Origin of the sequence: Streptomyces sp. NPDC050508 (assembly GCF_040655155.1) — a bacterium.
GTDB lineage: Bacteria > Actinomycetota > Actinomycetes > Streptomycetales > Streptomycetaceae > Streptomyces.
The window spans coordinates 135,693-162,445 of sequence record NZ_JBFAJJ010000019.1; the positions used below are offsets into that span (position 1 = coordinate 135,693).

27 protein-coding genes and 1 pseudogene are annotated in these 26,753 nt (G+C 70.8%); 15 read left to right on the forward strand and 13 right to left on the reverse strand.

Annotated features, from left to right (window positions below):
- Positions 1–9 precede the first annotated feature (9 nt).
- Positions 10–384: a hypothetical protein gene (locus tag AB0I69_RS39700; RefSeq protein WP_363100631.1), complete on the reverse strand. Its 375-nt coding sequence runs from the start codon at positions 382–384 to the stop codon at positions 10–12.
- Between the two features lie 845 nt (positions 385–1,229).
- Between AB0I69_RS39700 and AB0I69_RS39705 the strand changes: the two genes are divergently transcribed.
- Entirely contained in the window at positions 1,230–2,084 is an 855-nt protein-coding gene (locus tag AB0I69_RS39705) for an MHYT domain-containing protein (RefSeq protein WP_363100632.1), read from the forward strand.
- Between the two features lie 136 nt (positions 2,085–2,220).
- Here the strand turns inward: AB0I69_RS39705 and AB0I69_RS39710 are convergent, their stop codons facing one another.
- Positions 2,221–2,475: a LuxR C-terminal-related transcriptional regulator gene (locus AB0I69_RS39710; protein WP_363100659.1), complete on the reverse strand. Its 255-nt coding sequence runs from the start codon at positions 2,473–2,475 to the stop codon at positions 2,221–2,223.
- Positions 2,476–2,569: 94 nt separating this feature from the next.
- Positions 2,570–2,740 (reverse strand): hypothetical protein, encoded by a 171-nt coding sequence (locus tag AB0I69_RS39715; protein WP_363100633.1) that lies wholly within the window; start codon positions 2,738–2,740, stop codon positions 2,570–2,572.
- A 163-nt stretch (positions 2,741–2,903) separates the two neighbouring features.
- Here AB0I69_RS39715 and AB0I69_RS39720 point away from each other — a divergent pair, with 163 nt between their 5' ends.
- Positions 2,904–3,419, forward strand: coding sequence for a DUF2231 domain-containing protein (locus AB0I69_RS39720; RefSeq protein WP_363100634.1), 516 nt, complete (start codon positions 2,904–2,906; stop codon positions 3,417–3,419).
- Between the two features lie 562 nt (positions 3,420–3,981).
- Here the strand turns inward: AB0I69_RS39720 and AB0I69_RS39725 are convergent.
- The 3 genes from AB0I69_RS39725 to AB0I69_RS39735 form a co-directional block, all read right to left on the reverse strand.
- Complete coding sequence (locus AB0I69_RS39725) at positions 3,982–5,259, reverse strand: APC family permease (RefSeq protein ID WP_363100635.1); 1,278 nt, start codon at positions 5,257–5,259, stop codon at positions 3,982–3,984.
- A gap of 92 nt (positions 5,260–5,351) precedes the next feature.
- Positions 5,352–5,930 carry a hypothetical protein gene (locus AB0I69_RS39730; RefSeq protein WP_363100636.1) on the reverse strand — a complete coding sequence of 193 codons (579 nt, stop codon included), beginning with the start codon at positions 5,928–5,930 and terminating at the stop codon, positions 5,352–5,354.
- 125 nt (positions 5,931–6,055) lie between these two features.
- Entirely contained in the window at positions 6,056–6,448 is a 393-nt protein-coding gene (locus AB0I69_RS39735; RefSeq protein WP_363100637.1) for an STAS domain-containing protein, read from the reverse strand.
- Between the two features lie 213 nt (positions 6,449–6,661).
- On the opposite strand from AB0I69_RS39735, the gene AB0I69_RS39740 reads away from it, so the two are divergent.
- From AB0I69_RS39740 to AB0I69_RS39760, 5 genes are all read left to right on the forward strand, one after another.
- Positions 6,662–7,759: a zinc-dependent alcohol dehydrogenase family protein gene (locus tag AB0I69_RS39740; RefSeq protein WP_363100638.1), complete on the forward strand. Its 1,098-nt coding sequence runs from the start codon at positions 6,662–6,664 to the stop codon at positions 7,757–7,759.
- Complete coding sequence (locus AB0I69_RS39745; protein WP_363100639.1) at positions 7,752–8,501, forward strand: pyridoxamine 5'-phosphate oxidase family protein; 750 nt, start codon at positions 7,752–7,754, stop codon at positions 8,499–8,501. Before AB0I69_RS39740 ends, AB0I69_RS39745 begins: the two co-directional genes overlap by 8 nt.
- 50 nt (positions 8,502–8,551) lie before the next feature.
- A complete protein-coding gene (locus AB0I69_RS39750) occupies positions 8,552–8,992 on the forward strand; it encodes a pyridoxamine 5'-phosphate oxidase family protein (RefSeq protein WP_363100640.1) in 441 nt (146 codons plus the stop codon).
- A 177-nt stretch (positions 8,993–9,169) separates the two neighbouring features.
- Positions 9,170–10,003: a universal stress protein gene (locus tag AB0I69_RS39755; protein ID WP_363100641.1), complete on the forward strand. Its 834-nt coding sequence runs from the start codon at positions 9,170–9,172 to the stop codon at positions 10,001–10,003.
- Between the two features lie 136 nt (positions 10,004–10,139).
- Positions 10,140–10,760 (forward strand): DoxX family membrane protein, encoded by a 621-nt coding sequence (locus AB0I69_RS39760; protein WP_363100642.1) that lies wholly within the window; start codon positions 10,140–10,142, stop codon positions 10,758–10,760.
- A 210-nt stretch (positions 10,761–10,970) separates the two neighbouring features.
- On the opposite strand, the gene AB0I69_RS39765 is transcribed toward AB0I69_RS39760, so the two are convergent.
- From AB0I69_RS39765 to AB0I69_RS39775, 3 genes and pseudogenes are all read right to left on the reverse strand, one after another.
- The gene (locus AB0I69_RS39765; protein WP_363100643.1) at positions 10,971–11,468 is read right to left on the reverse strand and encodes a pyridoxamine 5'-phosphate oxidase family protein; all 498 of its coding nucleotides are present in this window, start codon (positions 11,466–11,468) and stop codon (positions 10,971–10,973) included.
- A 388-nt stretch (positions 11,469–11,856) separates the two neighbouring features.
- Positions 11,857–12,048 (reverse strand): annotated as a pseudogene (locus AB0I69_RS39770) (CBS domain-containing protein); the annotation flags it as partial.
- 137 nt (positions 12,049–12,185) lie between these two features.
- Entirely contained in the window at positions 12,186–12,587 is a 402-nt protein-coding gene (locus AB0I69_RS39775; protein WP_363100644.1) for a hypothetical protein, read from the reverse strand.
- A 335-nt stretch (positions 12,588–12,922) separates the two neighbouring features.
- On the opposite strand from AB0I69_RS39775, the gene AB0I69_RS39780 reads away from it, so the two are divergent.
- The 8 genes from AB0I69_RS39780 to AB0I69_RS39815 all read left to right on the forward strand — a co-directional run bounded on the left by AB0I69_RS39780 (position 12,923) and on the right by AB0I69_RS39815 (position 22,003).
- Positions 12,923–14,650 (forward strand): GAF domain-containing sensor histidine kinase, encoded by a 1,728-nt coding sequence (locus AB0I69_RS39780; RefSeq protein WP_363100645.1) that lies wholly within the window; start codon positions 12,923–12,925, stop codon positions 14,648–14,650.
- Between the two features lie 160 nt (positions 14,651–14,810).
- Positions 14,811–16,118 carry a transcriptional regulator gene (locus AB0I69_RS39785; protein WP_363100646.1) on the forward strand — a complete coding sequence of 436 codons (1,308 nt, stop codon included), beginning with the start codon at positions 14,811–14,813 and terminating at the stop codon, positions 16,116–16,118.
- Between the two features lie 46 nt (positions 16,119–16,164).
- Positions 16,165–17,685 carry an aldehyde dehydrogenase family protein gene (locus AB0I69_RS39790; protein WP_363100647.1) on the forward strand — a complete coding sequence of 507 codons (1,521 nt, stop codon included), beginning with the start codon at positions 16,165–16,167 and terminating at the stop codon, positions 17,683–17,685.
- 14 nt (positions 17,686–17,699) lie between these two features.
- On the forward strand, positions 17,700–18,068 hold the full coding sequence (locus tag AB0I69_RS39795; protein ID WP_363100648.1) for a DUF779 domain-containing protein: 369 nt from the start codon (positions 17,700–17,702) through the stop codon (positions 18,066–18,068).
- A 10-nt stretch (positions 18,069–18,078) separates the two neighbouring features.
- On the forward strand, positions 18,079–19,092 hold the full coding sequence (locus tag AB0I69_RS39800; RefSeq protein WP_363100649.1) for a zinc-dependent alcohol dehydrogenase: 1,014 nt from the start codon (positions 18,079–18,081) through the stop codon (positions 19,090–19,092).
- A 39-nt stretch (positions 19,093–19,131) separates the two neighbouring features.
- Positions 19,132–20,265 carry an NAD(P) transhydrogenase subunit alpha gene (locus AB0I69_RS39805; RefSeq protein WP_363100650.1) on the forward strand — a complete coding sequence of 378 codons (1,134 nt, stop codon included), beginning with the start codon at positions 19,132–19,134 and terminating at the stop codon, positions 20,263–20,265.
- On the forward strand, positions 20,262–20,579 hold the full coding sequence (locus AB0I69_RS39810; protein ID WP_363100651.1) for an NAD(P) transhydrogenase subunit alpha: 318 nt from the start codon (positions 20,262–20,264) through the stop codon (positions 20,577–20,579). Before AB0I69_RS39805 ends, AB0I69_RS39810 begins: the two co-directional genes overlap by 4 nt.
- 5 nt (positions 20,580–20,584) lie before the next feature.
- Entirely contained in the window at positions 20,585–22,003 is a 1,419-nt protein-coding gene (locus AB0I69_RS39815; protein ID WP_363100652.1) for an NAD(P)(+) transhydrogenase (Re/Si-specific) subunit beta, read from the forward strand.
- Between the two features lie 65 nt (positions 22,004–22,068).
- Here AB0I69_RS39815 and AB0I69_RS39820 read toward each other — a convergent pair whose 3' ends face one another.
- Genes AB0I69_RS39820 through AB0I69_RS39835 form a run of 4 tightly spaced genes read right to left on the reverse strand, consistent with a single transcriptional unit; the run spans position 22,069 to position 26,504 of the window.
- On the reverse strand, positions 22,069–23,694 hold the full coding sequence (locus AB0I69_RS39820) for an NAD(P)-binding protein (protein WP_363100653.1): 1,626 nt from the start codon (positions 23,692–23,694) through the stop codon (positions 22,069–22,071).
- Positions 23,691–24,698 carry a thiamine pyrophosphate-dependent enzyme gene (locus tag AB0I69_RS39825; protein ID WP_363100654.1) on the reverse strand — a complete coding sequence of 336 codons (1,008 nt, stop codon included), beginning with the start codon at positions 24,696–24,698 and terminating at the stop codon, positions 23,691–23,693. The genes AB0I69_RS39820 and AB0I69_RS39825 overlap by 4 nt, the downstream gene beginning before the upstream one ends.
- Positions 24,695–25,936 carry a pyruvate ferredoxin oxidoreductase gene (porA, locus tag AB0I69_RS39830; RefSeq protein ID WP_363100655.1) on the reverse strand — a complete coding sequence of 414 codons (1,242 nt, stop codon included), beginning with the start codon at positions 25,934–25,936 and terminating at the stop codon, positions 24,695–24,697. Before porA ends, AB0I69_RS39825 begins: the two co-directional genes overlap by 4 nt.
- On the reverse strand, positions 25,920–26,504 hold the full coding sequence (locus tag AB0I69_RS39835; RefSeq protein WP_363100656.1) for a 2-oxoacid:acceptor oxidoreductase family protein: 585 nt from the start codon (positions 26,502–26,504) through the stop codon (positions 25,920–25,922). Before AB0I69_RS39835 ends, porA begins: the two co-directional genes overlap by 17 nt.
- Positions 26,505–26,753: the final 249 nt, after the last annotated feature.

Genomic DNA, 26,753 nt, shown 5'->3' on the forward strand with positions numbered 1-26,753 from the left:
CCGGCCGGGCTAGATCTCGATCTCCCCTTCCACGCGCTTGAGTTGGTGGCGGGCCATCGCCAGGTTCGAGCGGGCCTTGTCGAGCACGAGGTACAGGAACAGGCCGTTGCCGTTGCGGCCGGTGATCAGGCGGATCAGGTGGTACTGGCTGTCCAGCGTGATCAGGATGTCCTCGATCTGGCCCTTGAGGCCCAGCGCTTCCATGGTGCGCACCTTGGCCCGGATGACATCGGTGTTGCCGGCCGCGGCGACCGTCAGGTCCAGGGTCTTGCTGCCGCCCAGGGTGCCCAGCGCCATCCCGCTGGTGTAGTCGACGACCGCGGCCCCCAAGGCCCCTTCGACCCCCGCCATCATCTCCTTCAGCGACACTTCCACATTCGCCACAGGGCCTCCCCTTGCGTTCCGTTGACTGCGGCGGACCGACTGCTGTCGACCCACTTCGGTGCCGGGACCGTACGCACAGGGCGGCCACGCCCGGAGGACGTCTTCGGGACTGACCTGCGACGACCGGACAACCGCACGACGGGATCGCTTGAACGACGGTAACTGCACATATGCATGCGGCAGTTGACGCAGGGATCGGCGGCCGGAGGGGGCTCGTCGGGGTGGGCAACCCCCGTACCGGTGACGGGATTTGTGGGCAGTGGTGGCGATGTATCGATTCGGCTAACGCCCATCCTGGTTGTGTAGGAAATGTGTGTACCTCGTGATTGAATCATGCACAACTCGGCCTGGTGGCCGGATCTCGACCGTACGGTTCCCCGTGTCCTGTCGCCCGTCAGCAGGATGTCCGCGCGCTCGTGCAGGTCCGTCCGCCCGGCCGAGTCGGTACGAACGTGCAGCAGGGGCGGGAGTGGTCGATCCACGCGCGCCACTGCCGTAGGCCCTGCCGTCACATTCCCGTCTGCCGCGCGACGCCATGCACGCACTCTCGCCGCACCGGGCGCAGACCCAAGTACGTCCAGTACGAGGGTCTGCGCCCGGCACACCGAGAGCACGCACCCGACGCCGCGAGGCCGCCCTCCGGGCGACGACGGGAATGTGACGACAGGACCCAGCGCACCCTGTGTCCCCGTGTCCCTCCCGACCGGAGGGTCGAGCACCGGCCCGAGTCCGGCATGACCCGGCAGTGTCCGGGGCCGGCCGGACGGGAGCGTGCGCCACGTCACCGTGCCGGCACACCGCGACTGCGGTGCCGCCTGCCGTCACGTACGTGAAGGGAACCCTCCATGACCACCGCCGCGACCGCTGCCGACGTCTCCGACTTCTACTACGGCGCCGTGACCCCGGTCGCCGCCTATCTGATGGCGTGCCTGGGAGCGGCCCTCGGGCTGCGGTGCACGACGCGTTCGCTGCGCCGCCCGCAGCACAGAGCCCGGTGGCTGGCCCTGGGCGCCGTGTCGATCGGCTGCGGCATATGGACCATGCACTTCATCGCCATGATCGGCTTCAGCGTCCAGGGCGCGCTCGTCAACTACGACACGACGAAGACGCTCCTGAGCCTCATCGTGGCCATCGCGGTGGTCGCCGTAGGAGTGTTCCTCGTCGGCTACCGGGGCGGCTCGCCGCTGAACCTGGGTGTGGCGGGCGCGGTCACCGGCCTCGGCGTGGCGGCCATGCACTACCTCGGAATGGCCGCCATCCACACGAACGGAACCATCCACTACGCCACCCCGACCGTGGTGCTCTCCGTCGTGATCGCCATTGCCGCCGCCACCGCCGCTCTGTGGGCCGCGGTCTCCATCCACGCGCTCTGGGCGAGCCTCGGCGCGAGCCTGGTGATGGGCGTCGCCGTGACCGGCATGCACTACACCGGTATGGCCGCGGTCTCCGTCCACCTGTCCCACGAGGCCGGGGCCTCGCAGTCCTCGGCCGACCTGGTCGCGTTCCTCCTGGCCATGCTCGCCGGTCCGCTCCTCGTCCTCCTGGTCGCGGCCGTGATCGTCATGTTCGACCCCGACATGATGCTCGGCGAGGACCAGACGGTGGCGCCGGAGCTCGCGCCCGCGCCACTGTTCGGCGGCGCCTCCGTGTTCCCGGCACAGCAGCCCGCTGAGTCGACGCAGACCCGCACGTCCTGGTGACCTGATCCGACCTGACCCGACTTCGGCAGCACACCCAGACACGGCCGTCCGGGCCTCGTCCCGGGCGGCCGTGCTGTTGACGAGGGCCCCGTGACCCGCCGCTGTCCAGCAGGCGCGCGGCGGTTGCTGCGCTCGCTCAGCGGTCGCAGGCGGTGCGGGTGAGGATACGGCTGATGTGCGCCTTGACCGTGCCGGCGCCCGGATACGGCTGATCGGCAATTTCCGTGTGGGACAGGCCCGTTCCGAGCAGGCGCAGGACATCCCGTTCGGCCGGGGTCAGTTCCTCGGTTCTGCAGGGCGGCCTCGGTGTCCCGGCCGGACCACATGTGCCGTTCCAACAGTTGCCGGGTGATCCGGGGGTCAGTACCGGTTGACCCCTGGCGGGCCGGATGTCGGCACCGCACCGAGGTCGTCCCTACGACCCGGGCCGACCCGAGTGCGAGCAGCAGGCATGCGCGTAGCGCCCCGGTCATCCTCGTCGTCGCTCACCCAACCGAGGCCCGCGCGGGCGTCGGTGTCCCCGATGACGAGCGCGCCCAGCAGTGGGTGTCCGTCCCCACGGTGGACAACTCGTGCCTGACCGCTCGGCGCAGTGTCTCCACGAGCAGGTCGATCACGTTCGGCTCGAACTCCCTGGGCCCTGCGACCACAGCCATGGTTTCGGCGTGTGCTCCGGTCGTCCCTCGCTGCAGCCGACCTTTTCTTTGGGGGCAATGATTCGGATGAAGCTCAGAGGTAACTGAGAAGTCCCTGTGAAAAAGTGCCGACGCCTCCGCAGTACCCACCGTCCGGCCAACCCCCCCATGGAGAAAGCCCCTCATGAGCCTCACCGTCGTCAACGGACTGCCCGCGCACGTCTTGTTCGTGCACTTCGTCATCGTGCTGGTGCCTCTGAGTGCCCTGGCGCTCGTGGTGTGCGCGGCCTGGCCCGCGGGTGCCCGGCGGCTCGGCCTGCTGCTGCCGATCCTCGCGCTCGTGACGTTGGCCAGCGTGCCGGTGGCCACCCATGCGGGGGAGTGGCTGGAACAGCACGTAGGCAGTGACCCGTTGGTGCGCAAGCACGCCGAGCTGGGCGACGGCCTGCTCCCGTGGGCTCTCGGCCTCTTCGTGATCTCGGCCGTCGTCTGGTGGACGGCCCGCCGCTCTGCACCCGCCCCGGACGGCACGGCGCGTGGCTCATGGTCGCCCTCCGTACTGGTTCGGGGCGTGGTCGTGGCTCTTTCCCTCGCTGTCGCGGTCGGCGCCGTGGTGGACGTCTACCGGATCGGCGACTCGGGCGCCAAGGCCGCCTGGAAGGACAACTACTCCAAGACGGCTACGCAGAACGGCGGCTGACAGGACGAGGCCGTCGCTGCGGCCCGGCTCCTGCGGACCGGCACCGCGAGTGCCAGGACGGCAGGAGCTGCGACGACGATCAGACGGAGGGCCAGAACTTCCATGTGCCACTCGTCGGACGAGGACCAGGTCGTCGTCGCGCGAGGCCCCGGGACGGGGCGGCGGCACGTGAGCCACGCCGCCCCCTGAGCCGACCGCGGATCGCAGGCCGCCGTGTGCCCACCGTTCTTTGCCGCGTACTTCTCAGCTTGGGTCGACTCGGCGTCATGCCCCGAAAACGGTGGCATAGGCGTCCCCGGCGTCCAGTCTCGGTGATCACGACGGAACCGGACGGCTCTTCCTGTGACCGAGTGGCCCCTTTCCGGCGTGGTGAGTCCCGAGCGTGAATGGGGCGGCGAGCAGCCTGCGCGGCCCGGGCCGGGAAGGAACGTCTTCGACGGGCGGAGTGCGGCGTGCCGATCCGTCGGAGCCGGTGACCCTGCCGGCCGTGGGCGCCCGGGAGTTGGCCGGGTGTGGCGCCGTACAGCGCCTACCGCCGGGCTCTCGTGTGACACAAGACGTGTCAGTGGCCTGTGTTGTCGCCGGTCGTGACCTTCCGCAGCCCGTAGAGGGCAGTCCCGAGGAGGAGAACCGCGGCGCCGGAGATGACGGTGCTTGCGGGCAGGGCGAAGGCCAGGGCCCCGCAGCCGGCCAGGCCGATGACCGGGACGAGGCGGTTCGATCGGCCTTCCTCTTCGGTGAGGGTCCAGGCGGAGGCGTTGGCGATGGCGTAGTAGGCCAGGACGCCGAAGGAGGAGAAGCCGATCGCACCGCGCACGTCCGTGGTCGCGGCGAGGACGGTGACCACCGCGCCGACGGTGAGTTCAGCGCGGTGGGGAACACCGAAGCGGGGGTGGACGGCGGCCAGGACGTGCGGCAGGTGCCGGTCCCGGGCCATCGCGAGGGTGGTGCGGGAGACACCGAGGATCAGCGCGAGCAGTGAGCCGAGCGCGGCGACAGCGCCGCCGATGCGGACGGCCGGCACCAGCCAGTCGGCTCCCGCGGCGCGCGCGGCGTCCGACAGCGGGGCGGTGGAGTCCGCCAGGCCGCGCGGGCCCAGCAGCGTCAGGACGGCGACGGCGACGAGGGCGTAGACGGCGAGGGTGATCCCGAGTGCGAGGGGAATGGCGCGCGGGATGGTGCGGGCGGGGTCGCGGACCTCCTCGCCGAGGGTGGCGATGCGGGCGTAGCCGGCGAAGGCGAAGAAGAGCAGGCCCGCGGCCTGGAGCAGTCCGGAGACGGTGGTGTCCGGGCCGATGTCCAGCCGAGCCGTGTCCGCGTGCGCGGAGGTCAGGGCGGTGACGACCACGGCGGCGAGCACGGCCAGGACGACGGCGACGATGGCGCGGGTGAGGAAGGCGGACTTCTGCACGCCGGTGTAGTTCACCGCGGTCAGCGCCACTACGGCAGCCACGGCCACCGCGTGGGTCTGGTCGGGCCAGAGGTAGGCGCCGGCGGTGAGGGCCATGGCCGCGCAGGAGGCCGTCTTGCCGACCACGAACGCCCAGCCGGCCAGATGGCCCCAGAAGTCGCCGAGGCGTTCGCGGCCGTAGACGTAGGTGCCGCCGGACTGCGGGTAGAGGGCGGCCAGCCGTGCGGAGGAGGTCGCGTTGCAGTAGGCCACGACGGCGGCCAGGGCCAGGGCGAGCAGCAGCCCCGAACCGGCTGCGTCGGCCGCCGGGCCGAGGGCCGCGAAGATCCCGGCTCCGATCATCGACCCCAGGCCGATCACCACGGCATCGGACACGTCCAGACGCCGCTTCATCCCACCCGTGCCCGCCGGGGCTCTGTCCGCGATCATCGCTCACTCCTCCTCGTACTCGGCGCACGGTAGCGGAGGAGGTGAGGGTTACTGTCGGAGAGGTGTGGTCCTACTGTGCCGTGTGCCGGGCGTCAGCTGGTCTTGCGGCCCCAACTCGGCCCGACGAGCTTCCACTCCGTACCCCAGGAGTCGATACGGCGCTGGTCCAGCCGGTACCGTGCGGCGGCCCCGGTGGCGAACGCCATACCGGCGAAGGCGAGTGCGGCGGTCAGGCCCAGGACGGCGGATTCGAGAGTCGCCTCTTTCGAACTCGGTGGCTCAATGGTGAAGTTGCCTGCGGAGTCCAGCCAGACCGTGACCTCGGATCCGGCCTTCTGCCCCGTCTGCACCAGCGCGCTGCCCGTACGGCGGGTGCCGTCGGCGGTCGTCCAGCGGACCTTCGCCTTGAGCACGTCGCGGGATCCGACTCCCGCGGTGGGGGAAGGGGTGTCCGTGAGGAGCACGGCCCGCACGGAGTGCCGCTCGGTGCGTTGCGCGGCGAACACCTCGTCGGCGGCGTGGTACGTCACCAGGCCGGCGAGTGCGCCGCCCACCAAGAGCACCGCCCACACGACCAGGACGATCCAGGCCTCGACGATGTCGTCGTGTCGGCGCAACGGGTTGCTCCGCAACCGCCACAGCCGCTTTTTCACATGCCTGTTCTTGCCCATGAGTCTGCACCTCCTCGTCGTGGTCGCCATGTCGAAGATGCCAGTCGGGAACGTGACGTCGCTTGGGCCGAGCAGGGGCTGCGGGGTGCCCCATCGGCACCCCATCCGGTGCCCGGATGGGCCGTTCAGCCCGCTGTGGCGGAGGCCTCGCCGGAATCCGGCCTGGCGGCCAGGGCGTTCGGCAGCCGTGCGTGGATCTCGAAGACGCCGCCGAGCTGGGCGTGGCGCAGGATCCGCAGGAAGCAGGCGTCACCGGTGACGAACCGGAGCCGTCCGCCCCGAGCCGCCGTCCGGTTCTGCGCCCGGCACAGCGCACCCAGCCCGGCACAGTCGATGAACGACACGGAGCGCAGGTCCAGTACGAGATCGGGGCGGGGGCCGGCGGTCAGCATGTCCAGGCGCGCCGACAGCGGCTGGGCTGTGAGGAGGTCGATCTCGCCGCGCAGCGCCACGACGGTCGTCCCTGCGATCACACGTTCCGAGGAGCGCAGGGCGGCGGTGGTGTGGATCTCGGTCATGGTGCGAGCCAACCGGCCGGATGGTCCCGCACGGAAGGGCCGACCGGACCCGCCCAACTGTTCGAGGTGGGCCGTTCGGCCCACCTCGCGGGCGCCCGGTCGCAACGAGCCCGTCCGGCCGGGCGATATGGGCCGACCGGCCCAAGCCAAGGACCGACGGCCCCGGACACGCTGGACAGATGGGGGCAGTCGACCGAGTGGGGAAGGAACGTCATGAAGGGCTTCGTCTTCCACGGGCCGGGACAGTTCTCCTGGGACACCGTCCCGGACCCCGGCATCAAGGACGCCACTGATGTGATCGTGCGCGTCGACGCCGTCACCATCTGCGGAACGGACCTGCACATCCTCAAGGGCGACGTGCCCGAGGTGCGACCCGGTACCGTCCTCGGCCACGAGGCGGTCGGCGAGGTCGTGGAAGCGGGCTCCGACGTGCGTACCGTACGGCCCGGGGACCGGGTCCTGGTCTCCTGCATCACCGCGTGCGGGCGCTGCGCCTACTGCCGCAAGGCCATGTACGGCCAGTGCCGCGGCGGCGGAGGCTGGATCCTCGGCCACCTCATCGACGGCACCCAGGCCGAGTACGTGCGCGTCCCGCACGCCGACCTCTCCGTCCACCCGCTGCCCAGCACACTGGACGCCAAGGACGCGGTCCTGCTGGCGGACATCTTCCCCACCGGGTACGAGGTGGGCGTGCTCAACGGACAGGTGCGACCCGGAGACACCGTCGCCGTCGTCGGAGCCGGACCGGTCGGACTCGCGGCGATCGCCACCGCCCGGCTGTTCTCTCCCGAGCGGGTCGTCGCCGTGGACCTGGCCGCCGCCCGACTGGACGCGGCGAAGCGGTTCGGCGCCGACGCCGTCGTGGACGCCCGCGAGACCCCTGAGCAACTGATCGCCGACCTCACCGACGGGCTCGGTGCCGATGTCGTCATCGAGGCGGTCGGCGTGCCCGAGACCTTCGAACTGTGCACCCGCATGGTGCGGCCCGGCGGTCGCGTCGCCAACGTCGGCGTGCACGGCAAACCCGCGACCCTGCACCTCGAAGACCTGTGGATCAAGAACATCACCATCACCACCGGCCTGGTCGACACCCACTCCACACCCACCCTGCTGCGCATGGGGGCGGCCGGCCGGCTGCCCACCGGCGCGCTGGTCACCCACACCTTCCCGCTGGAACTCATGGAGGAGGCGTACGACGTCTTCGCCAAGGCGGCCGACACCGGCGCCCTCAAGGTGGTGCTCGGCGGGACCCGGCACGAGGAGGTCGCCGTCCAGGCGGCAGGACGAAAGGACGTGACGAGCCATGCGTGACCCGTTCCCGATGAGCGTGACAGAGGGTTCACCCACGGGTGATCTCGGACGCCGGATCACCGTACGGCGCACGGCACTTGACCTCTCCAGGGAGGAGACGGCCGACCGCGCCGGGGTGGCGGCGAGCTACCTCCAGTACCTGGAGGAGTTTCCCGGTGCCGCGCCGGGCCGGAGCGTCCTCCTCAGGCTCGCCGCGGCCCTGGAAACCACCGTGACCGACCTCGCCGGGGGCGGCGGCGACCTGACACCCGGGCCGGGCCGGGCCGGCTCCGACCCCGAGTTCACCGAGCTGACCGTCCAGGAATGCCGCACGCTCCTGTCGACGCACGGGGTCGGCAGGGTCGCGATACCCACTGCCTCGGGACCCGTCGTCGTACCCGTCAACTACAGCGTGGTCGACGGCGCGATCGTCTACAGGACCGCTCCCGGTACGACGCCGTCCCGGGCGGCGGGCTGCCAGGTGACCTTCGAGATCGACCGTATCGACGACGCGTTCAGCGAAGGCTGGAGTGTGCTGGCGCTCGGCCGGGCGCGGACCGTGACCGACGCGGACGACGTGCGGCGGCTGACGGAACACGCGTTCAGCACGCCGTGGGCCGGCGGCCCGCGCGAGGAGTGGATCCGTATCGACGCGCTGAGCCTCACCGGACGCCGGATCACCACGCGCCGAGGGACCTTCTCCGAAGCGAGCGGGACTGATGGCCCCTCACCCACCGACTCCGCCGGGCGAAACATGGAGTGACACCCACAGACCCGCAGACCCGCGCACAGGGGCGAGAGACGGACTGGCTGATGTATTCCAACGACGGATTCCGCGAACTGGAACGACACGAGTGTCTGCGCCTGTTGACGAAGGTGCCCGTCGGCCGTGTCGTCCACACGCGCCAGGCCATGCCCGCCGTACTGCCGGTCAACTTCTGTCTGGACGACGACGGTGCGGTGCTGCTGTGCACCTCCGCGGCCTCGGAACTGGTGCGCGCGATCGACGGCTCGGTGGTCGCCTTCGAGGCCGACGAGGTCGACGCCGTCGCACACTCCGGCTGGAGCGTCGTCGTCACCGGGTCCGCCACGGTGGTGACCGACCCGGCCGAGCACGAGCGCCTGGCCCGAACCGGCCCGCGCTCCTGGGTGCCCTCGCCCCAGGAGGTGTTCGTCCGTGTCGAGCCCGAGTTGGTGACGGGACGCGAGCTCACCGGCGGCCGTTCGATGTACGGGGTGGACCTCAACCGCTGAACACCGGGACCGTACGGCCCCACAAGAAGGGGCCGCACGGCGCGTCGGCAGGTTCCCGTGGCCCCTGACCCGGTCCGTCCGCACAGGACGAGCATCGCCACCGGAGCCGTTGTGCGCAGTGGCGGCCCCTTCCCGCCGAACAGCGTGAGTACCCAACAGTCAGAAGGGAAACGGGACATGACTCTCCATCATGTGGTCGTCGGAGTGGACGGTTCACTGGTCTCGGTCCGGGCATTGGACTGGGCCGCCGATGAAGCCGCGCGTCGCGGCGTCGAACTGGGTGTCGTGTACGCCGTGCCCGACAGCGACGAGGCGGGACCCGTCCTGGCGTCCGCGGTCACGCGCGTCGGCGCACGTCACCCCGAGCTGCCGGTGGTGACCAAGGATGCCGTCGGCGGTCCGGTACGCACGCTCGTGCGTGAGAGCGAGGGCGCGGATCTCACCGTCGTGGGCACCCGGGGCATGGGAGGCATCACCGGCCTGCTGTTCGGCTCGGTGAGCCTGCGGCTGGCCGCGCAGGTGCACAGCCCGTTGCTCGTCGTCCGCGGCGACCACCCGTGCGACGACGGCCGGCCCGTGCTGCTCGGCCTGGAGGGCGAAGCCGACGACGACACGGCGCTGTACGCCTTCCAGGAGGCCGAGCGGCGCGGCGTCCCGCTGCGCGTCCTGCACTCCTGGACCCACCGGCACATCACCCCCGAACTGCCCCCACTGATCCCGGCGACGAGCGCAGGCCAGAAGCAACTCGCCCAGCAGGCAAGGGCGGAGGAATCCGTACCGCGTTTCAGCCTGGCCCGGCTGAGCGAGCAGCACCCCGGTATCCAGGTCGAGAGCCGCACGGTCCGCACCGGGCCGGCGCACGCCCTGCTGGAGGCCACGCGCGACTGCGCCGTCGTGGTCGTCGGCGCGCACCACCGCATCCACCGGTTCGGCACGCGGCTGGGTCCGGTGGCGCACACCCTGCTGCACCGCTCGCACTGCCCTGTCGCGGTGGTACCCACCGCCAAGTGACCCGGCAGACAGGGCCGTTCGGGCCCTCGGCCGGGGACCTGCAGCCCCTCCGCCGCCACCGCCCGGCGCGAGACATTGAGGGCGCAACGAGAGTCGTCGAATCCCAGGCATCGTTCCCTCGAAAGGGATGAGCATCATGGCAGTCCACAACCAACCCCAATCCCACCCGCGCTTCCACTTCCCGTCCCTCCACCGGACCGGAACGGCACAGGCCGCCACCGACACGACGGCGGCGACCACCATGACGCGTGCCTACGCGTTCGCGTCCCTGCGTCTGCTGACCGGGTTCGTCTTCCTGTGGGCTTTCCTGGACAAGACGTTCGGGTTCGGTTATGCGACTCCGTCCGGCAAGGGCTGGATCGACGGCGGTTCGCCGACCAAGGGTTTCCTGAGTTCGGTGGCGGCGGGTCCGATGGAGTCGACGTTCCATGACTGGGCCGGTGCCGGCTGGGCGAACTGGCTGTTCATGCTCGGTCTGCTCGGTATCGGTGTCGCGTTGGTGTCCGGTGTCGCGCTGCGGCTGGCCGCTGTGGCGGGTACGGCGATGATGGCGCTGATGTGGATCGCCGAGTGGCCGCCGGCGAAGCACCTGTCGGACGGCACGCTGAGCATGTCGTCGAACCCGTTCGTCGACTACCACCTGATCTACGCCGTCGTCATCATCGCCCTCGCGGTGGCGGGTGCCGGTGCCACGTGGGGGCTCGGCAAGGTCTGGGCCACGCTGCCCATCGTCCGCGACCACACGTGGCTGAAGTAGCAGCCGGATGCCCGTCGTGACCGGGGTGCCACCGTCAACTGGCGGTGGTGCCCCGGTTGTTCGCGTGCCGTCGCCCCGCGGATCGTCCACGGCTGGAAGCCGACCTCGGAGACGCGGTGTCCGTAGGGGTGGTTCCTTACGACTGACGCCCACTTCGTCGGGTCGCCCAGCGGTCGACGTACGCGACCGGGCGGGTACCGGAGTCGGGTGTCAGGCTTGGGCCGGCTGGTCGACGGGGACGAGCAGGAGCCCGGTGACCAGGTCGGGGTGGATGCGGACCGCGTAGTCCATCGGCTGCCGTACCCAGGGGCGCAACAGCTCCTGATACCGGGCCAGTTCGAGGGTGTTGGTGACCAGGTGCGCGTATCCCGTGACCACCACGCTCCAGCCGAGGTGCGTGTCGGGGTCGATGGCGTCGGCCTCGTAGGCCACCACGACTCCCGGGCCGTCGGCCTGGAGGGTGCGCGAGGTCAGCGCCGCGCCCTCGTGTGTGCGGATGACGATGTGCCCGTCGTCCACGATGTGGTTCACCGGGCGGATGGTCGGCAGCGCCTGCCGGGTGAAGGCGATCCTCCCCATCGGCACGCTGCCCAGCAGCCGCAGCGCCTCCGCGCCGTCGATCTCGACGGTCCGGCGCGACGGCTCTGCGGCGACCGGCTGCTCTCGGTCCGGGGCCTCGGGAGGCCGCCGAACGGGTTGTTCGCTCACTGCTCGATGCCTCCGGCCTGCGGCCCCACCGGAGCACCCGGCTGGCGGCCGATGGGTGGGGCGTCTGGGGCTGATCAGGCCATTCGATCCGCTCCGGTGCTGGTCGGGCTAGGGCCGTTCGGCCCTGTGACGCGTCCGATCGGCCTTTGCCCCGGAGTCCGCCGTGCGGGCGGCGGGCCGATGTCGACGCGATGGGTGAGACCGTTGACCATTCCGGCCACGTCCTCCAGCCGCCACACCGCCTGGATTGCCTTCGGGACGTCGCTACGGCGCTCCACCGGCCCGGTCGGGGAAGCCAAGCCGTGGCGGACGAGGACGGTGCCGGACCGCAAGCGCCGATCAGGCGGTCCTCCTCGTCCACCACGGGCAGCCGCTCGATGCCACGGCGTTCCATCACCCGCGCGGCGTCCGGGACGGGCTGATCCGGGTGAATGGTGACCAGGTCGGTCCCGGAGATCACCCCCAGCACCTTGTCGTGGTGGTCGACGACGGGCACCCCACTGATCCGGTGCCGCTCCAGCAGCCGGACCACTTCCCTGAACGGTGTCATGGGATGCACCCGGACGACGTCACCGGTCATCACCTCACCGACAGTGTGGGTTTTTCACCGCACTTTCCTGCTTCACCTGCGCCGGAGGGAAACGGCCGTCCAACTGCCGTGCCGGGGGCGGCCGTTCCCCTCATGCCGGGCGACGGTGTCGTCGCCCGGCGCATGCTTCACGGATCCTGCCGACCGTCCGCCGGGCCGCCGCGCCACGGGGGCGGTGTGGCCGACCTGCGGGCCGTGTCCTCGCGGTGCACGACCCGGTCCAGGCGGGTACGCAGCCGGTCCTGCAGCCGGTCCGCGAGCTCGTGCGCGCTCGCTTCCCGCGCGTGCACGACGAGAAGATCGCTCCCCACCCGGATCTCGGCCCCGGCCGACCAGGGCTGCTCGCCGTGATGCGCCGCGGCCCTGGCGATCCGCACCTCGCCACCGACGGGAGCGAGCCCCGGGCGGTCGAGGACCGCGCCCAGCTTGGCCCGCAGGTAGGTGAGTGCTTCCTCGTCCACGTCCCCCTCGGTCCGTACCTGTACGGCGGCGGGCGAAGGGGTGTGACCGGTGGTGTCCTTGAGCGTCATCTGCTCCACTCCTTTGATCGTTCGTCAGCAGTTCCAGACTGGCCCTGGCGCCGGGGGCACACCCAGGGCCGCCCGGCCCTGTGTTCGGGCCGGTGGGCCCCGTTTCCGTGTCGTCGAACTGCCGGGCCGAGCCCGGCGCGGAGCGTCGTGTTCAGCCGGTCATCGCCACTCGGGCCGGGGACTGCCCGGAGGGGAGGGCCGCTGATCAAGTTTTCTGTCCAGGGACGTCTTTCCCGTGGCGTGATCCCATGTGCACACCGGCTCAGGGCGGATACCGTGGCACATGACCGGGCGATAGGCCGGTGGATGTGCGTGGGGGATCTGGAGGATCACCGGTGGGAAGCGCTGAGGAGTCCCGGGTGGCCCGGGTCCGGCTGCCGCAGCTGAAGATGGACGAACTGCTGGAGGAGCTGCAGGCCCGTCTGGACACGGCCCGGGGGACGCGTGACCGTGTGCACAGTCTGCTGGAGGCGGTGCTGTCGGTCGGCCGGGAGCTGAACCTGGAGCAGGCCCTGTACAGCATCGTGGAGGCGGCGGCCGTACTGGTGGACGCGGAGTACGCCGCGCTGGGTGTGATCACCCCGGACGGCAAGGCGCTGTCGGCCTTCCACACGGTCGGTGTCACCGAGGAGCAGATCGCCGAGATCGGCCCCTATCCGCAGGGCCACGGCATCCTGGGCGAACTGATCCGGCACCCGGAGCCGCTGCGGCTCGCGAAGATCTCCCAACACTCCGCCTCGTACGGTTTCCCGGCCCACCATCCGCCGATGAACAGCTTTCTCGGTGTCCCGATCCGGGTGCGCGAGCAGGTCTTCGGCAACCTGTACCTGACCGAGAAGCGCGGCGGTGTGCAGTTCGACGAGGACGACGAGTCGGTGCTGTCGACCCTGGCCGTGGCGGCCGGTGTCGCGATCGACAACGCCCGCTTGTACGAGGAGTCCCGGCTGCGCGAGCGCTGGCTCCAGGCCAACGCGGAGATCACCCACAGCCTGATGTCCAGCGGTGCGCGTACCGATGTCCTGGCTCTGATCGCCGAGCGGGCCGGTGAGATCACGGGCTGCGCCCTCACTGCGGTGGCGCTGCCGATGGAGGGCACCGGATCGCTCGCCGTGGAGATCGCCGTAGGGATGGACTCGGAGGCACACCAGGGGCTCGTGCTGTCCATGGACCGCAGCCTGATGGGGCTGGCCTTCTCCCGCGCCGCCCCCGTCACCAGCGCCGACGTCGGCAACGACGGTCGTATCTCGCTGGATCCACCGCGTTTCGGGGGACTCGGTCCCGCCGTGGCCGTGCCCATCGGCACGAGTGAGGCGGGGGTGCGGGGCGTTGTCCTGTTGGCGCGGGAGGTCGGGCGGCAGCCCTTCTCGGCGAAGGAGACCGAGACCCTCCAGGACTTCGCCGCCCAGGCGGCCGTCGCGATGGAACTGGCCGACCACCGACGGGACGCGGCGGAGATCGCGGTCCTCCAGGACCGCGACCGCATCGCCCGCGACCTGCACGACCTGGCCATCCAACGGTTGTTCGCCACCGGCATGACCCTGCAGAGCGCCGGCCGCTTCATCGAGCACGAGGAGGCCGCCGAACGCGTGGTGCGGGCGGTGGACGACCTGGACGAGACGATCAAGATCATCAGGTCGACGATCTTCGGCCTGCGGGCGCGTGACGGCGGCGCCGGGACGGGGCTGCGGGCTCGTGTCGTGCGCGCGGTCGGCGAGGCCTCTCCCGTGCTCGGCTTCGCGCCCAGCGTCCGTATGGAGGGACTGGTCGACACCGATGTGCCGCGGGAGATCGCCGACCATGTGATCGCCGTGCTGTCCGAGGCGCTGACCAACATCGCCCGGCACGCGCACGCCGGCCGCGCCGATGTCGCCCTGGTGACCGACGGCCACGAGGTGCACCTGACGATCACCGACAACGGCGTGGGCATCCCGGCCGAAGGCCGACGCAGCGGGCTGCGGAACATGGAGGAGCGGGCTCAACAGCTCGGCGGAGAACTGAACTGGACCACTCCGGAGGGCGGCGGCACCACGCTCGTCTGGCGGGTACCGGTGACCGAGAGGTAGGCACCTGGCGCGCCGGTGACCGCCGAGTGCTCTCTCCGTCGGTCAGCCCCCGTGCGGGCCCGAGGGACCCAGTCGCCGGGGCCGTTCGGCCTCTGCAACCAGGCTCGGTACAGGGCTGAGGTGGGGGTGACGGATCCGGAGAGGTCACCTGGGAGGTGCGATGGAAGCTCCCGTCATCACCTCGGTTCACGCTCTGCGCACGGCACACGAGCAGTTCGTGACCATGCCCGGAGCATCGCCGCGAGCACGAGACCTGGTCGCCGACTCGTGGCGACGCTGCGTGATGCGCGGCGTACACCCTGACGGCAGCCGCCTGCCGCCGCTGCGCGCGACCGCCACGGAACTGACCGCGTACCGGCGCGCCCATCCACTGGCCGCGGTCCTGCCGCTGTTCCGGGAGCTGCTGGGGGACGGTGCCGCCGACGACGGACACGTCTTCGCGGTCGCCGACACCGACGGCACCTTGCTGTGGGTCGAGGGCGACGCCGCGACGATCGAACGCGGCGAGCGGATGCACTTCGCCGAGGGAGCCGTGTGGTCCGAGGCACGCGCAGGGACCAACGCCCCCGGCACCGCACTGGAGTTGGGGCGCCCGGTGCAGATCGTGACCGGTGAGCACTACAGCTCTGCCGTGCACGCCTGGTCGTGCGCCGCCGCCCCGGTACGCGACCCGGCCACGGGACAGGTCCTCGGCGTGATCGACCTCTCCGGCGGCGCCACCATCGCCACACCTCCCGCCCTGGCCGCCGTACGAGGAGCGGCCCTCGCCGCCGAGGCGCACCTCGCCCGGACGATGGCCGTGCCCACGACGGTGCCTGTTCCCGTCGGACGCGGCGACGGCGTACGGCTGAGCGTGCTGGGCCGCGACTGCGCCCTGCTGGAACACGGCGGGCGCGTCCTGCGGCTGAGCCCTCGGCACAGCGAGATCGTGCTGGCGCTCGCCCTGGCCGGCCATGGAGTACCGGGCGACCAGCTCGCCGTGGAGCTGTCGGACCGCGAGGTACCGCCCTCCACGCTGCGGGCCGAGATGACCCGGCTGCGTGCCGTACTCGGCCCCACGCTGCTCGGTTCCCGGCCGTACGCACTGCTGTGCCCGGTGCGGACCGACCTCGGCGAGGTCTCCGGCCTCCTCGCCGAGGGGCGGGTGGCGCAGGCCCTCGCGCGTTACCCCGGTCCACCGCTGCCGCGCTCCGACGCGCCGGTCGTGGTGGAGCAACGGCGGTGCCTGGAGCAGCAGTTGCGCGGCGCCGTGCTCGGCAGCGGCGACTCCGGGCTGCTGCGCCGCTGGGTCGCCGCGGACTGGGGAACCGACGACATCGCCGCATGGTCGGCGCTCGCTCGCACCCTGCCGGGCGGATCGCCGCAGCGCGCCGCGGCGGCGGCAAGGGCCCGCGGCCTGGACCTCGCGGAGGCCGTCCCACCGCAGGTCGTACGGCATGCAGCGGTGTTGCAGCGTTCGCATTTCTAACGTGTTGAGCATCACCACGATCCTCGTGATGAGAAAGGGGACGGTCATGAAGTACCAGCCTCCGGGCAGGCCGGGCAGCCCCGTGGACGTCGCACCCCGCTACGAGAACTTCATCGGCGGCAAGTGGCAGGCACCCACCACGGGCCAGTACTCGCCCAACCTGTGCCCCGCCACCGCCAAGCCGATCTGCGAGGTCCCGAAGTCCGGACCCGAGGACATCGAACTCGCCCTGGACGCCGCGCACGCCGCACAGCCCAAGTGGGGCGAGGCGTCCACCACCCAGCGTGCCGCCGCCCTCAACGCGGTCGCCGACGCCATCGACGCCCACCGCGAGGAACTGGCGATCGCCGAGAGCTGGGAGAACGGCAAGCCGGTCCGCGAGACCCTCGCGGCCGACATCCCCCTCGCCGCCGACCACTTCCGCTACTTCGCGGCCGCGATCCGCTCCGAGGAGAGCTCGATCACCGAGATCGACAAGGACCTGATCTCCTACCACTTCCACGAGCCGCTGGGCGTGGTCGGCCAGATCATCCCGTTCAACTTCCCGCTGCTGATGGCCGCGTGGAAGCTGGCCCCGGCGCTCGCCGCCGGCAACGCCACGGTGCTCAAGCCCGCCTCCCCGACCCCGTGGTCCATCCTCAAGCTGATGGAGGTCATAGGCGACCACCTGCCGCCCGGCGTCCTCAACGTCGTCAACGGCCCCGGCGCCGAGATCGGCAAGGCCCTCGCCACCAACAAGCGCATCGCCAAGGTCGCCTTCACCGGCGAGACCACCACCGGCCGCCTGATCATGCAGTACGCGGCCCAGAACATCATCCCGGTCACCCTGGAGCTGGGCGGCAAGTCGCCGAACATCTTCTTCAACGACGTGGCCGCCCACGACGACGACTTCCTCGACAAGGCTGTCGAAGGACTCGTCCTGTACGCGTTCAACAAGGGCGAGGTCTGCACCGCACCCTCGCGCGCACTCGTCCAGGAGGACATCTACGAGGAGTTCATGGGCCGTTGCCTGGAGCGCATCCGCGCCATCAGGCAGGGCGACCCGCTCGACACCGCGACCATGATCGGCCCGCAGGTCTCCAAGCAGCAGATCGAGAAGATCGCCTCGTACGTCGAGATCGGTCTGAAGGAGGGTGCGGAACTGCTCGTCGGCGGCCACCGGCCCACCATGGAAGGGGAGTTCGCGGACGGCTACTTCTACGAGCCGACCGTCCTCAAGGGCCACAACAAGATGCGCGTCTTCCAGGAGGAGATCTTCGGACCCGTCCTCGCCGTCACCACCTTCAAGGACGAGGCCGAGGCCCTGGAGATCGCCAACGACACGCTCTACGGCCTCGGGGCCGGCGTGTGGAGCCGCGACACCGGCCGCACCTACCGGATGGGCCGCGCCATCAAGGCCGGCCGCGTCTGGACGAACTGCTACCACCAGTACCCCGCGGGTGCCGCGTTCGGTGGCTACAAGGTCTCCGGCATCGGCCGCGAGACACACAAGATGATGCTCGACCACTACAGCCAGACCAAGAACCTCCTGGTCAGCTACAGCGACAAGCCGCTCGGGCTGTTCTAGAGGAGCGCAGCGACATGCCCGGAACAGTGGAGTACGGCACCGTCGGGCGCGTCACCGCAACGCGTGCGGCGCGCAAGGCCATCGCGGCCCTGCGCGCCGCCCACGGCAGCCCCGTGATGTTCGTCCAGTCGGGCGGCTGCTGCGACGGCAGCGACCCGATGTGCTTCCCGGGCGGCGAATTCGCCCTGGGAGACGGCGACATGCTCGTCGGCGTGGTGGACGGCTGCACCTTCCACGTGAACGCGGACCAGTACGAAGCGCACGGCCGCCCCTTCTACGTCCTGGACGTGGAACCGGGCACACCGGGCGGCTTCTCCCTCGCAGCCGGAGACGGGCTGCATTTCGTGACCCGGGTCAAGGCGCCCCGGTGCGCAACCACTTGAGGAGTTGATCATGAAGGCGGCAGTCGTCACCGACTTCGGGAAGCCACTGGAGATCCAGGACCTTCCCGTCCCCGAGCCCGGCCCCGGCCAGGTGCTCGTGAAGATGGAGGCCTCCGGCCTCTGCCACACCGACATCCACGCGGCCCACGGCGACTGGCCGGTCAAGCCGCAGCCGCCCTTCGTCCCCGGCCACGAGGGCGTCGGCCCCGTCCAGGCCGTCGGCGCGGGCGTCTCCGGCGACCTGATCGGCAAGCGGGTCGCCGTGCCGTGGCTCGGCTCGTCCTGCGGCACCTGCCGCTACTGCGTCTCCGGCTGGGAGACCCTCTGCGAGAGCCAGGTCAACTCCGGCTACTCCGTGGACGGTTGCTACGCCGAGTACGCCGTCGCCAGTGCCGGCGCGATCGTCCGGGTCCCCGACGGCGTGTCGTCCTTCGACGCGGCACCGCTGACCTGCGCGGGCGTCACCACGTACAAGGCCATCAAGGTGGCCCGGGTGACCCCGGCCGAGCGGGTCGCCGTCTTCGGCGTCGGCGGCCTCGGCCACCTGGCGGTGCAGTACGCGCGCCTGGTCGGCGGTTTCGTCACCGCCGTCGACCTCGAACCCGACAAGCTCGGCCTGGCTCACCAGCTCGGCGCCGACCTGACCGTCAACGCCCGTACGCACGACCCGGTCGAGGAGATCAAGAAGGCCGGCGGCGCGGACGTGGCCGTCGTGCTGGCCGCCGCGCCCAAGGCGTTCGAGCAGGCCTACCGGTCGCTCAACCGCGGCGGACGACTCGTCATGGTCGCCCTGCCCGCCGACAACGCGTCGATCAACGTGCCCATCTTCGAGACCGTGCTCGGCGGTATCTCCGTCATCGGCTCCATCGTCGGCACCCGTCAGGACCTGTCCGAGGTGTTCGCGCTGCACGCGGCCGGCCGCACCAAGGTCATCGCCGAGACACGGCGCCTGGACCAGGTCAACGACTCCTTCGACGAGGTCCTCGGCGGACGGGCCGAAGCACGGCTCGTCTTCGAATTCTGACCCCGGCAACCCCGGGGCCACAGGGAGAGGCAGCAGATCATGGGAACCGTCACCGTAGGAGCCGTGAGGGAAAGGGCGCCGGGCGAACGCCGCGTCGCCCTCGTCCCCGAGGCCGTAACTCTCCTGCGCCGCGCCGGAGTCGACGTCCTCGTCGAGGCCGGTGCCGGGTCCGGCGCCTGGTTCGCCGACGCCGACTACACCGAGGCCGGCGCGACCGTCGTGTCCCCGGAGGAGCTGTACGCCCGCGCGGACGCCGTGCTGTGCGTCGGTCCGCCCGACCCGGAGAGCGCCGAGGCGCTGCGCACCGGGCAGACCCTGATCGGACTGCTCGAACCGCTCCGCCACCCCGCCCTCGTCGACGAACTGACCGGGCGCGGGGTCCGCACGGTGAGCCTCGATCTGCTGCCCCGCACTCTCAGCCGCGCCCAGTCCATGGACGCGCTGACCTCCCAGGCCAACGTCGCCGGCTACAAGGCCGCGGTCCTCGCCGCCGACTCCTACGACCGGTTCTACCCGATGCTGACCACCGCGGCGGGCACCATGCGCCCGGCGCAGGTCCTCGTCCTCGGCGCCGGAGTGGCCGGGCTGCAGACCATCGCCACCGCCCGCCGCCTCGGCGCCGTCGTCTCGGCGTACGACGTACGCCCCGCGTCCCGAGGGGAGGTGGAGTCGCTGGGCGCCCGGTTCCTCGACATACAGACCTCCCAGGCACCGGAACCGGGCGCCGAACAGACCGGCTACGCAAGGGAGTTGACCGAAGAGGAACAGCAGGCTCAGCGAGCCGCGCTGAACGAGCACATCGCCGGCTCCGACATCGTCATCACCACCGCCCAAGTGCCCGGCCGCAAACCGCCGTTGCTCGTGACCGCCGAGGTCGTCGGACGGATGAAGTCCGGCTCGGTCGTCGTCGATCTCGCGGCGAGCGAGTTCGGCGGCAACGTCGAGGGCACCGAGGCCGACAAGACCACCGTCCTCGACAACGGCGTCACCCTGATCGGCGCCGGCCGACTGCCGTCCGCCATGGCGACCGCCGCGTCCACCGCCTACGCCCGCAACCTCGTCGCCCTCCTGCGCCACCTGGCGCCCGACGGCGAACTCGTCCTCGACCCGACCGACGAGATCACGGCCGCCCTGACGGGCGGAGCGTCCCAGACAGGAGGTGCATCCTCATGAACAACCTCGACCTCCTCACCGCGATCACCGTCTTCGTGCTGAGCGTCCTGGTCGGCATCGAGGTCATCAGCAAGGTCCCGGCGACCCTGCACACCCCGCTGATGTCCGGCTCCAACTCGGTGCACGGCATCGTCGTCATCGGCGCGATGCTGATCGCGGCCGGGTCGCACACCTGGCTCGGCTATGTCCTGGCCTTCGTGGCCATGGTGTTCGGGGCCATGAACGTGGTCGGCGGCTACGTCGTCACCGACCGGATGCTGGAGATGTTCAAGGCCCGGCCCACCGCCAGGAACAACGAGAAGGCGGAGGTGTGACCGTCATGGACACCGTCTCCAACGCCGTCCACTACGTCTTCCTGGCCGCGGCCGCCTGCTTCGTGATCGGCCTGCACCTCATGAACCACCCGCGCACGGCCCGCCGCGGCAACACGCTCTCCGCCGGGGCCATGGCCGTCGCGATCGGCGGCACGGTGTGGCTCGTCGTCCACGAGAGCCGGATCACCAGTACCGGCTGGCTCGTCCTGGTCAGCGGCGGTCTCGTCGGTGCCGCACTCGGCCTGTGGGCCGCGCGCGGGGTCAAGATGACCGACATGCCGCAACTGGTCAGCATCTTCAACGCCGTTGGTGGTGGCGCCGCCGCCGTCATCGCGGTCAACGACCTGCTCCAGGCCGACCATCCGTCCGCGCTCGGCGCACGCGTCTCGCTGCCGGGCGCCCTGAGTATCGTCATCGGAGCCGTCACCTTCTCCGGCTCGCTCGTCGCGGCGGGCAAGCTCCAGGGCCTCGTGTCCGGCTCGCCGGTGGTGTTCCCGGGGGCACGCCTGCTCAACGTGCTGCTCCCGGCGTCCTTCGCTGTCGGCACCGTCTGGCTGGTGCTGGCCCCGGACTCCTCAATGGCCCTGTTCGGATTGGTCGTTGTCGCTCTGTTGTTCGGCGTGACGATGGTGCTGCCCATCGGCGGGGCCGACATGCCCGTCGTCATCGCCCTGCTGAACGCCTTCACGGGGTCGGCGGTCGCGATGGCCGGCTTCGTCCTCAACGAGACCGCGCTGATCATCGCGGGCATGCTCGTCAGCTCCTCGGGCGGCATCCTCACCAAGCTGATGGCCGACGCCATGAACCGCTCCATCATGAACATCGTGATCGGCGGCTTCGGCACCGGCGACAGCGCCCCGACGGCGGTCGGCGCGGACGGAGCACCCGCCCAGGTGCGCGCGATCTCCGTCGACGACGTGGCGATCCAGCTCGCCTACGCGCGCAAGGTCGTCTTCGTCCCCGGGTACGGCCTCGCCGCCGCCCAGGCACAGCACGAACTCGGCGACCTGGCCAAGCTGTTGACCGAGCACGGCGTCGACGTCAGCTACGCCGTCCACCCGGTCGCCGGCCGGATGCCGGGACACATGAACGTGCTCCTGGCCGAGGCCAACGTGCCCTACACGCAGCTCAAGGAGATGGACGACGTCAACCCCGAATTCCCGCAGGCGGACGTGGCGTTGGTGATCGGCGCCAACGACGTGACCAACCCGATCGCACGCCGCCCCGGCAACGCGATCTCCGGCATGCCGATCCTCGACGTCGACAAAGCGAAGAGCATCGTCGTCATCAAGCGCTCGATGGGCCACGGCTACGCGGGCGTCGACAACGAGCTGTACACCGACCCGAAGACCGGCATGTTCTTCACCGACGCGAAGAAGGGACTGACCGAACTGAAGGCGGCCGTCGGCGAGTTCGTCGGCTGACGCGCACGACGGACGTGGCCCCCGCGCCGGGAAGGCGCGGGGGCCACGTCATGGCCGGTGCTCGCTCACTCCTCCGGCACCATCTCGATCGCCCCGCTCGGGCACTCGGCCACGCACAGCCCGCAGCCCTTGCAGTAGTCGAGGTCGATCGTGAACCCCTTGCCGGGACCGAGCTTGGTGATCGCGTTGTCCGGGCAGACGCCGTAGCAGTTGTCGCACTCGAAGCAGTTCCCGCACGACATGCACCGCCGGGCCTCGAACAGTGCCGTGGACTCGTCGAGCCCCTGCACCACCTCGTCGAACGTCGAGACGCGCCGGGCCAGTTCGAGCCGTGGCCGCATGGAGGCGGGCGCGTCCGCGTAGTACCAGGTGTTGAGGTTCTCGAAGTCGGCCGGGGCGTGCTTGGTGCCCAGGTCGTACGAACTGCCGTGCAGATAGGCGTCGATGTGCCGGGCCGCCTTCTTGCCGTGGCCTACGGCGACCGTGACCGTGCGGTCGGCGGGCACCATGTCGCCGCCGGCGAAGACGCCCTGATGACCCGTCATCAGGCCGTCGGCGACCTGGACCATGCCGTGGTCGACCGACAGATCGGGCACTCCCTTCAGCAGGGACAGGTCCGAGTCCTGGCCGAGGGCGAGGACCACCGTGTCGGCCTCCAGCTCTTCGAACTCGCCCATGGGCTGCGGGAATCCGGTCTCGTCGAGCTTCATCCGCTCGATGGTGAGCCGGCTCTCGTCGGCGTGCTTGATGGTGGAGAGCCACTTCATCCGCACGCCCTCCTCCAGGGCCTCCTCGACCTCGATGTCATGGGCCGGCATCCGGTCCCGGGTACGCCGGTAGACCACCACGGCGTCGGTCGCGCCCAGCCTGCGGGCGGTGCGTGCCGCGTCCATGGCCGTGTTGCCACCGCCGTAGACCGCGACCCGCCGCCCCAGCAGGGGCGGGCCCTCGCCCTCCATGCTGCCGAGGAGTGCCACCGCGTCGAGGATCTTCGCGCTGTCACCCGCCGGGATGTAGGTGCGCCGGCCGATGCCCGCGCCCACGGCCAGGAACACCGCGTCGAAGCCCTCGTCGCGCTGGGCGGCGAGCACGTCGTCGACCCGGGTGTCCAGTTCGAGCGTGACGCCCAGTGCGACGATGCGGGCGATCTCCGCGTCCAGGACCTCGCGGGGCAGCCGGTAGCGGGGGATGCCGTAGCGCATCATCCCGCCGGGCTGTTCCTGCGCCTCACGGATCGTCACCTCGTGGCCCAGCAGCCGCAGATGGTAGGCGGCCGACAGTCCGGCGGGGCCGGAGCCGACGACCAGGACGCGCTTGCCCGAAGTCGTCGAGGGGGCCTCGACGGTCCAGCCGCGACTGATCGCCTCGTCGCCGAGGAAGCGCTCGACGGAGTTGATGCCGACGGCGTTGTCGACCTGGACGCGGTTGCAGGCGGTCTCGCAGGGGTGGTAGCAGACCCGGCCCATGACGGCGGGCAGCGGGTTGTCCCGCATCAACTGCCGCCAGGCGGACTCGTAGTCGCCGCTCTCCGCGTGGAACAGCCACTGCTGGATGTTCTCGCCGGCCGGGCACGCCTGGTTGCAGGGCGGCAGCCGGTCGACGTACTGGGGGCGCTCGGTCCGCCAGGCGCCGGTGTGGTTGGCCAGGCTGGACCCCACGTCCAGGGTGATCGCGAACGGTTTGTCCTTCACGGCACTGCCTCCTCGGCGAGCAGCCCGAAGCGGGCGATGTTGCGGTCGGCGGTCCGCTGCAGGTGGGTGATGACGTCCGTGCGCGACTCGGGCTTGAACAGGTGCGCGTACCGCTTCTGCGGGCGCAGGTACTCCTCGACGGGGACCCGCCGCCGTATCTGCGTCACGTCGGTCACCTCGCCGTCGATGGCCTCGAACACCGGGAACAGGCCCGTCTGTTCGGCCAGCCGCGCGATGCGCACCGTGTCGTGGGACGCCGTGCCCCAGCCCAGCGGGCAGGGGACCAGCACATGCAGATAGCGGGCGCCGCGCATGCCCATCGCCCGGTGCACCTTGGCCTCCAGGTCGCGCAGGCCGGCCACGGTCGCGGTGGCGACGTACGGGATCTCGTGCGCCATCGCGATCAGCGGCAGGTTCTTGCCCTGCCCGAAGGGGGCGCCCGGCTCCTCGCCGACCGCCTGGGTGGTCGCCGTGCGCGCGGCCGGGGGAGTGGCCCCGGAGCGCTGCACGCCGGTGTTCATGTAGGCCTCGTTGTCGTAACAGACGTACAGGACGTCGTCGTTGCGTTCGAACATGCCCGACAGGCAGCCGAGCCCGATGTCGACGGTGCCGCCGTCGCCCCCTTGCCCGACCACCCGGATGTCGGTACGGCCCTTGGCGCGCAGCGCGGCGGCCACGCCCGCGGCGACCGCGGGCGCGTTGCCGAACAGGGAGTGCAGCCAGGGCAGTTGCCACGACGTCTCGGGGTAGGGCGTGGAGAACACCTCCAGGCAGCCGGTCGCGTTGACCGCGATCACTTTGCCGTCGGACGCCCGTTGGGCCGCGTCCAGGATGTAGCGGGCGCCCAGCGCCTCGCCGCAGCCCTGGCAGGCGCGGTGGCCGCAGGTCAGCGCGTTGGCGCGGGCCGGGTCGGCCTGGTCGGACTGCAACTCCGGCCCCAGCAGCCGGTTTCCGGCGGCGAAGCTGCCCACCTGGTAGAACTTGACCTGTGGTGCGGCGCTCATCGGTTGCTCCCCACATCGCGCAGGATGTTCTCCGCGGACGGGCCCGACCGCCTGGTCTGCGCCATCCGTGCCAACTCCCGCTCCACCAACTCGGTGTTGAGGTCCAGGAAGGTCAGCTGCTCCAGACGCCCGGCGACCGCGTCGTCGAACAGCCGGTGCAGCGACTCCTTGGTGATCGGCCGCCCGCCGAGCCCCGCGACCACGGTGTGGCCGTCGAGCCGTATCCCGGACAGCGCGGTGCGTACGTTCGCCGAGACGATCCCGCCGATGCCGACCGCCAACGCCCGCTCCAGCACGACCACTCGGCGGGCTCCGCCGAGCACGGTCCGTACCGCGTCCAGCGGGAAGGGGCGGAACGACGTGATCGCCATCGCCCCGATCCGCACCCCACGGTCCCGCATCTCGTCCACGACATCGCACACGGTGCCGAACACGGAGCCCAGCGCCACGACGATCGTGTCGGCGAACTCGCAGCGGTACGGATGGACCAGCCCGCCGGAGTCACGCCCGAAGACCTCCCGGAACTCCCCGGCGATCCGCGGGATCGCGTCCAGTGCCTGCATCTGCTTGGCATGCGCCAGATAGCGCACCTCGGTGAAGGCCTCCGGACCGACCATCGCGCCGATCGACACCGGCTCGTCCGGGTCCAGGACCTGGCGCGGCTCGTACGGCGGCAGGAACGCGTCGACCTGGGCCTGCTCCGGCACCTCGATCCGCTCCCACGCGTGCGTGAGGACGAAGCCGTCCATGCACACCATCACCGGCAGCGACAGCTCCTCGGCCAGCCTGAACGCCTGCGGGTGCAGGTCGGCGGCCTCCTGGTTGTCGCGCGCGTACAGCTGGATCCAGCCGGAGTCGCGCTGCGACATGCTGTCGCTGTGGTCGTTCCAGATGTTGATCGGCGCGCCGATCGCCCGGTTGGCGACCGTCATCACGATCGGCAGGCCCAGCCCGGAGGCGTTGTAGAGCGCCTCCACCATGTACAGGAGCCCCTGGCTGGCGGTCGCCGTGTAGGTGCGGGCACCGGCCGCCGAGGCTCCGATGCACATGGACATCGCGGCGAACTCCGACTCGACGTTGACGTACTCGCAGGGCTTCAGCGCACCGGACTTCACCAGCCTGCTGAGCTCCTCCACGATGTGCGTCTGCGGCGAGATCGGATAAGCCGCGATCACCTCGGGCCGGCAGTACGCGACGGTCTCGGCGACCGCGCGTGAGCCCTCAGTCTGCTTGAGCATGGGCTTGCTCCTCCCACTGGGCGGTGCTGACGTGGTCGTAGGCCTCCCGGGCGGCGGCCGCGTTCGCGGCTCCCAGCTCGCCGGGGAAGCGTTCCTGGACGGCGGCGCCGAGCGACTCGATCGACACACACCCGGTGAGGGCGGCCAGCCCGCCCAGCAGGACGGCGTTCGGCACCGGCCGCCCGAAGTGCCGCAGCGCGAGTGCCGTGGCGGGGACGGTCAGGGCGCGGCCCGGCGTGATGACGTCCGAGAGACCCAAGTCCCCTATCAGAAGCGGTGAGTTGATCAGCACACTGCCGCCGGGGCACAGTCCCTCGAAGACACTCACCTGGTGCAGCAGCGTCGCGTCCTGGATCACCAGCGCGTCGGGCCGCATGACGGGCTCGCGCACCCGGATGGGCCGGTCGTCGATCCGGCAGAACGCCATGACCGGCGCTCCCGTGCGCTCCGACCCGAAGCTCGGGAAGGCCTGCGCGTGGCGGCCCTCCATGAACGCGGCAACCGACAACAACTCCGCGGCCGTGACGGCACCCTGACCGCCGCGGCCGTGGATGCGTACCTGGAACATGTCGTACTCCCTCCGGACGGTCTCCTCTTCCGTGGTATCCCGGGGAGGGGCGGAGTCCTCAGGGGCCGAACGTCCCGGCACAGGGGCCGAGGGGGGCACGGAGACATCGAGAAGGGGACCGTCGGGCCGCGGGAGGGCAGACCGAGTCCCGGTCCGGCCGCCCCTGACCGGCGAAACCAAGGTCAGTCGGCGATACCCAAGGCCTGGTCACCGCCGGTCGCCGCGTCCCGCAGCGCCCGCAGAAACGCC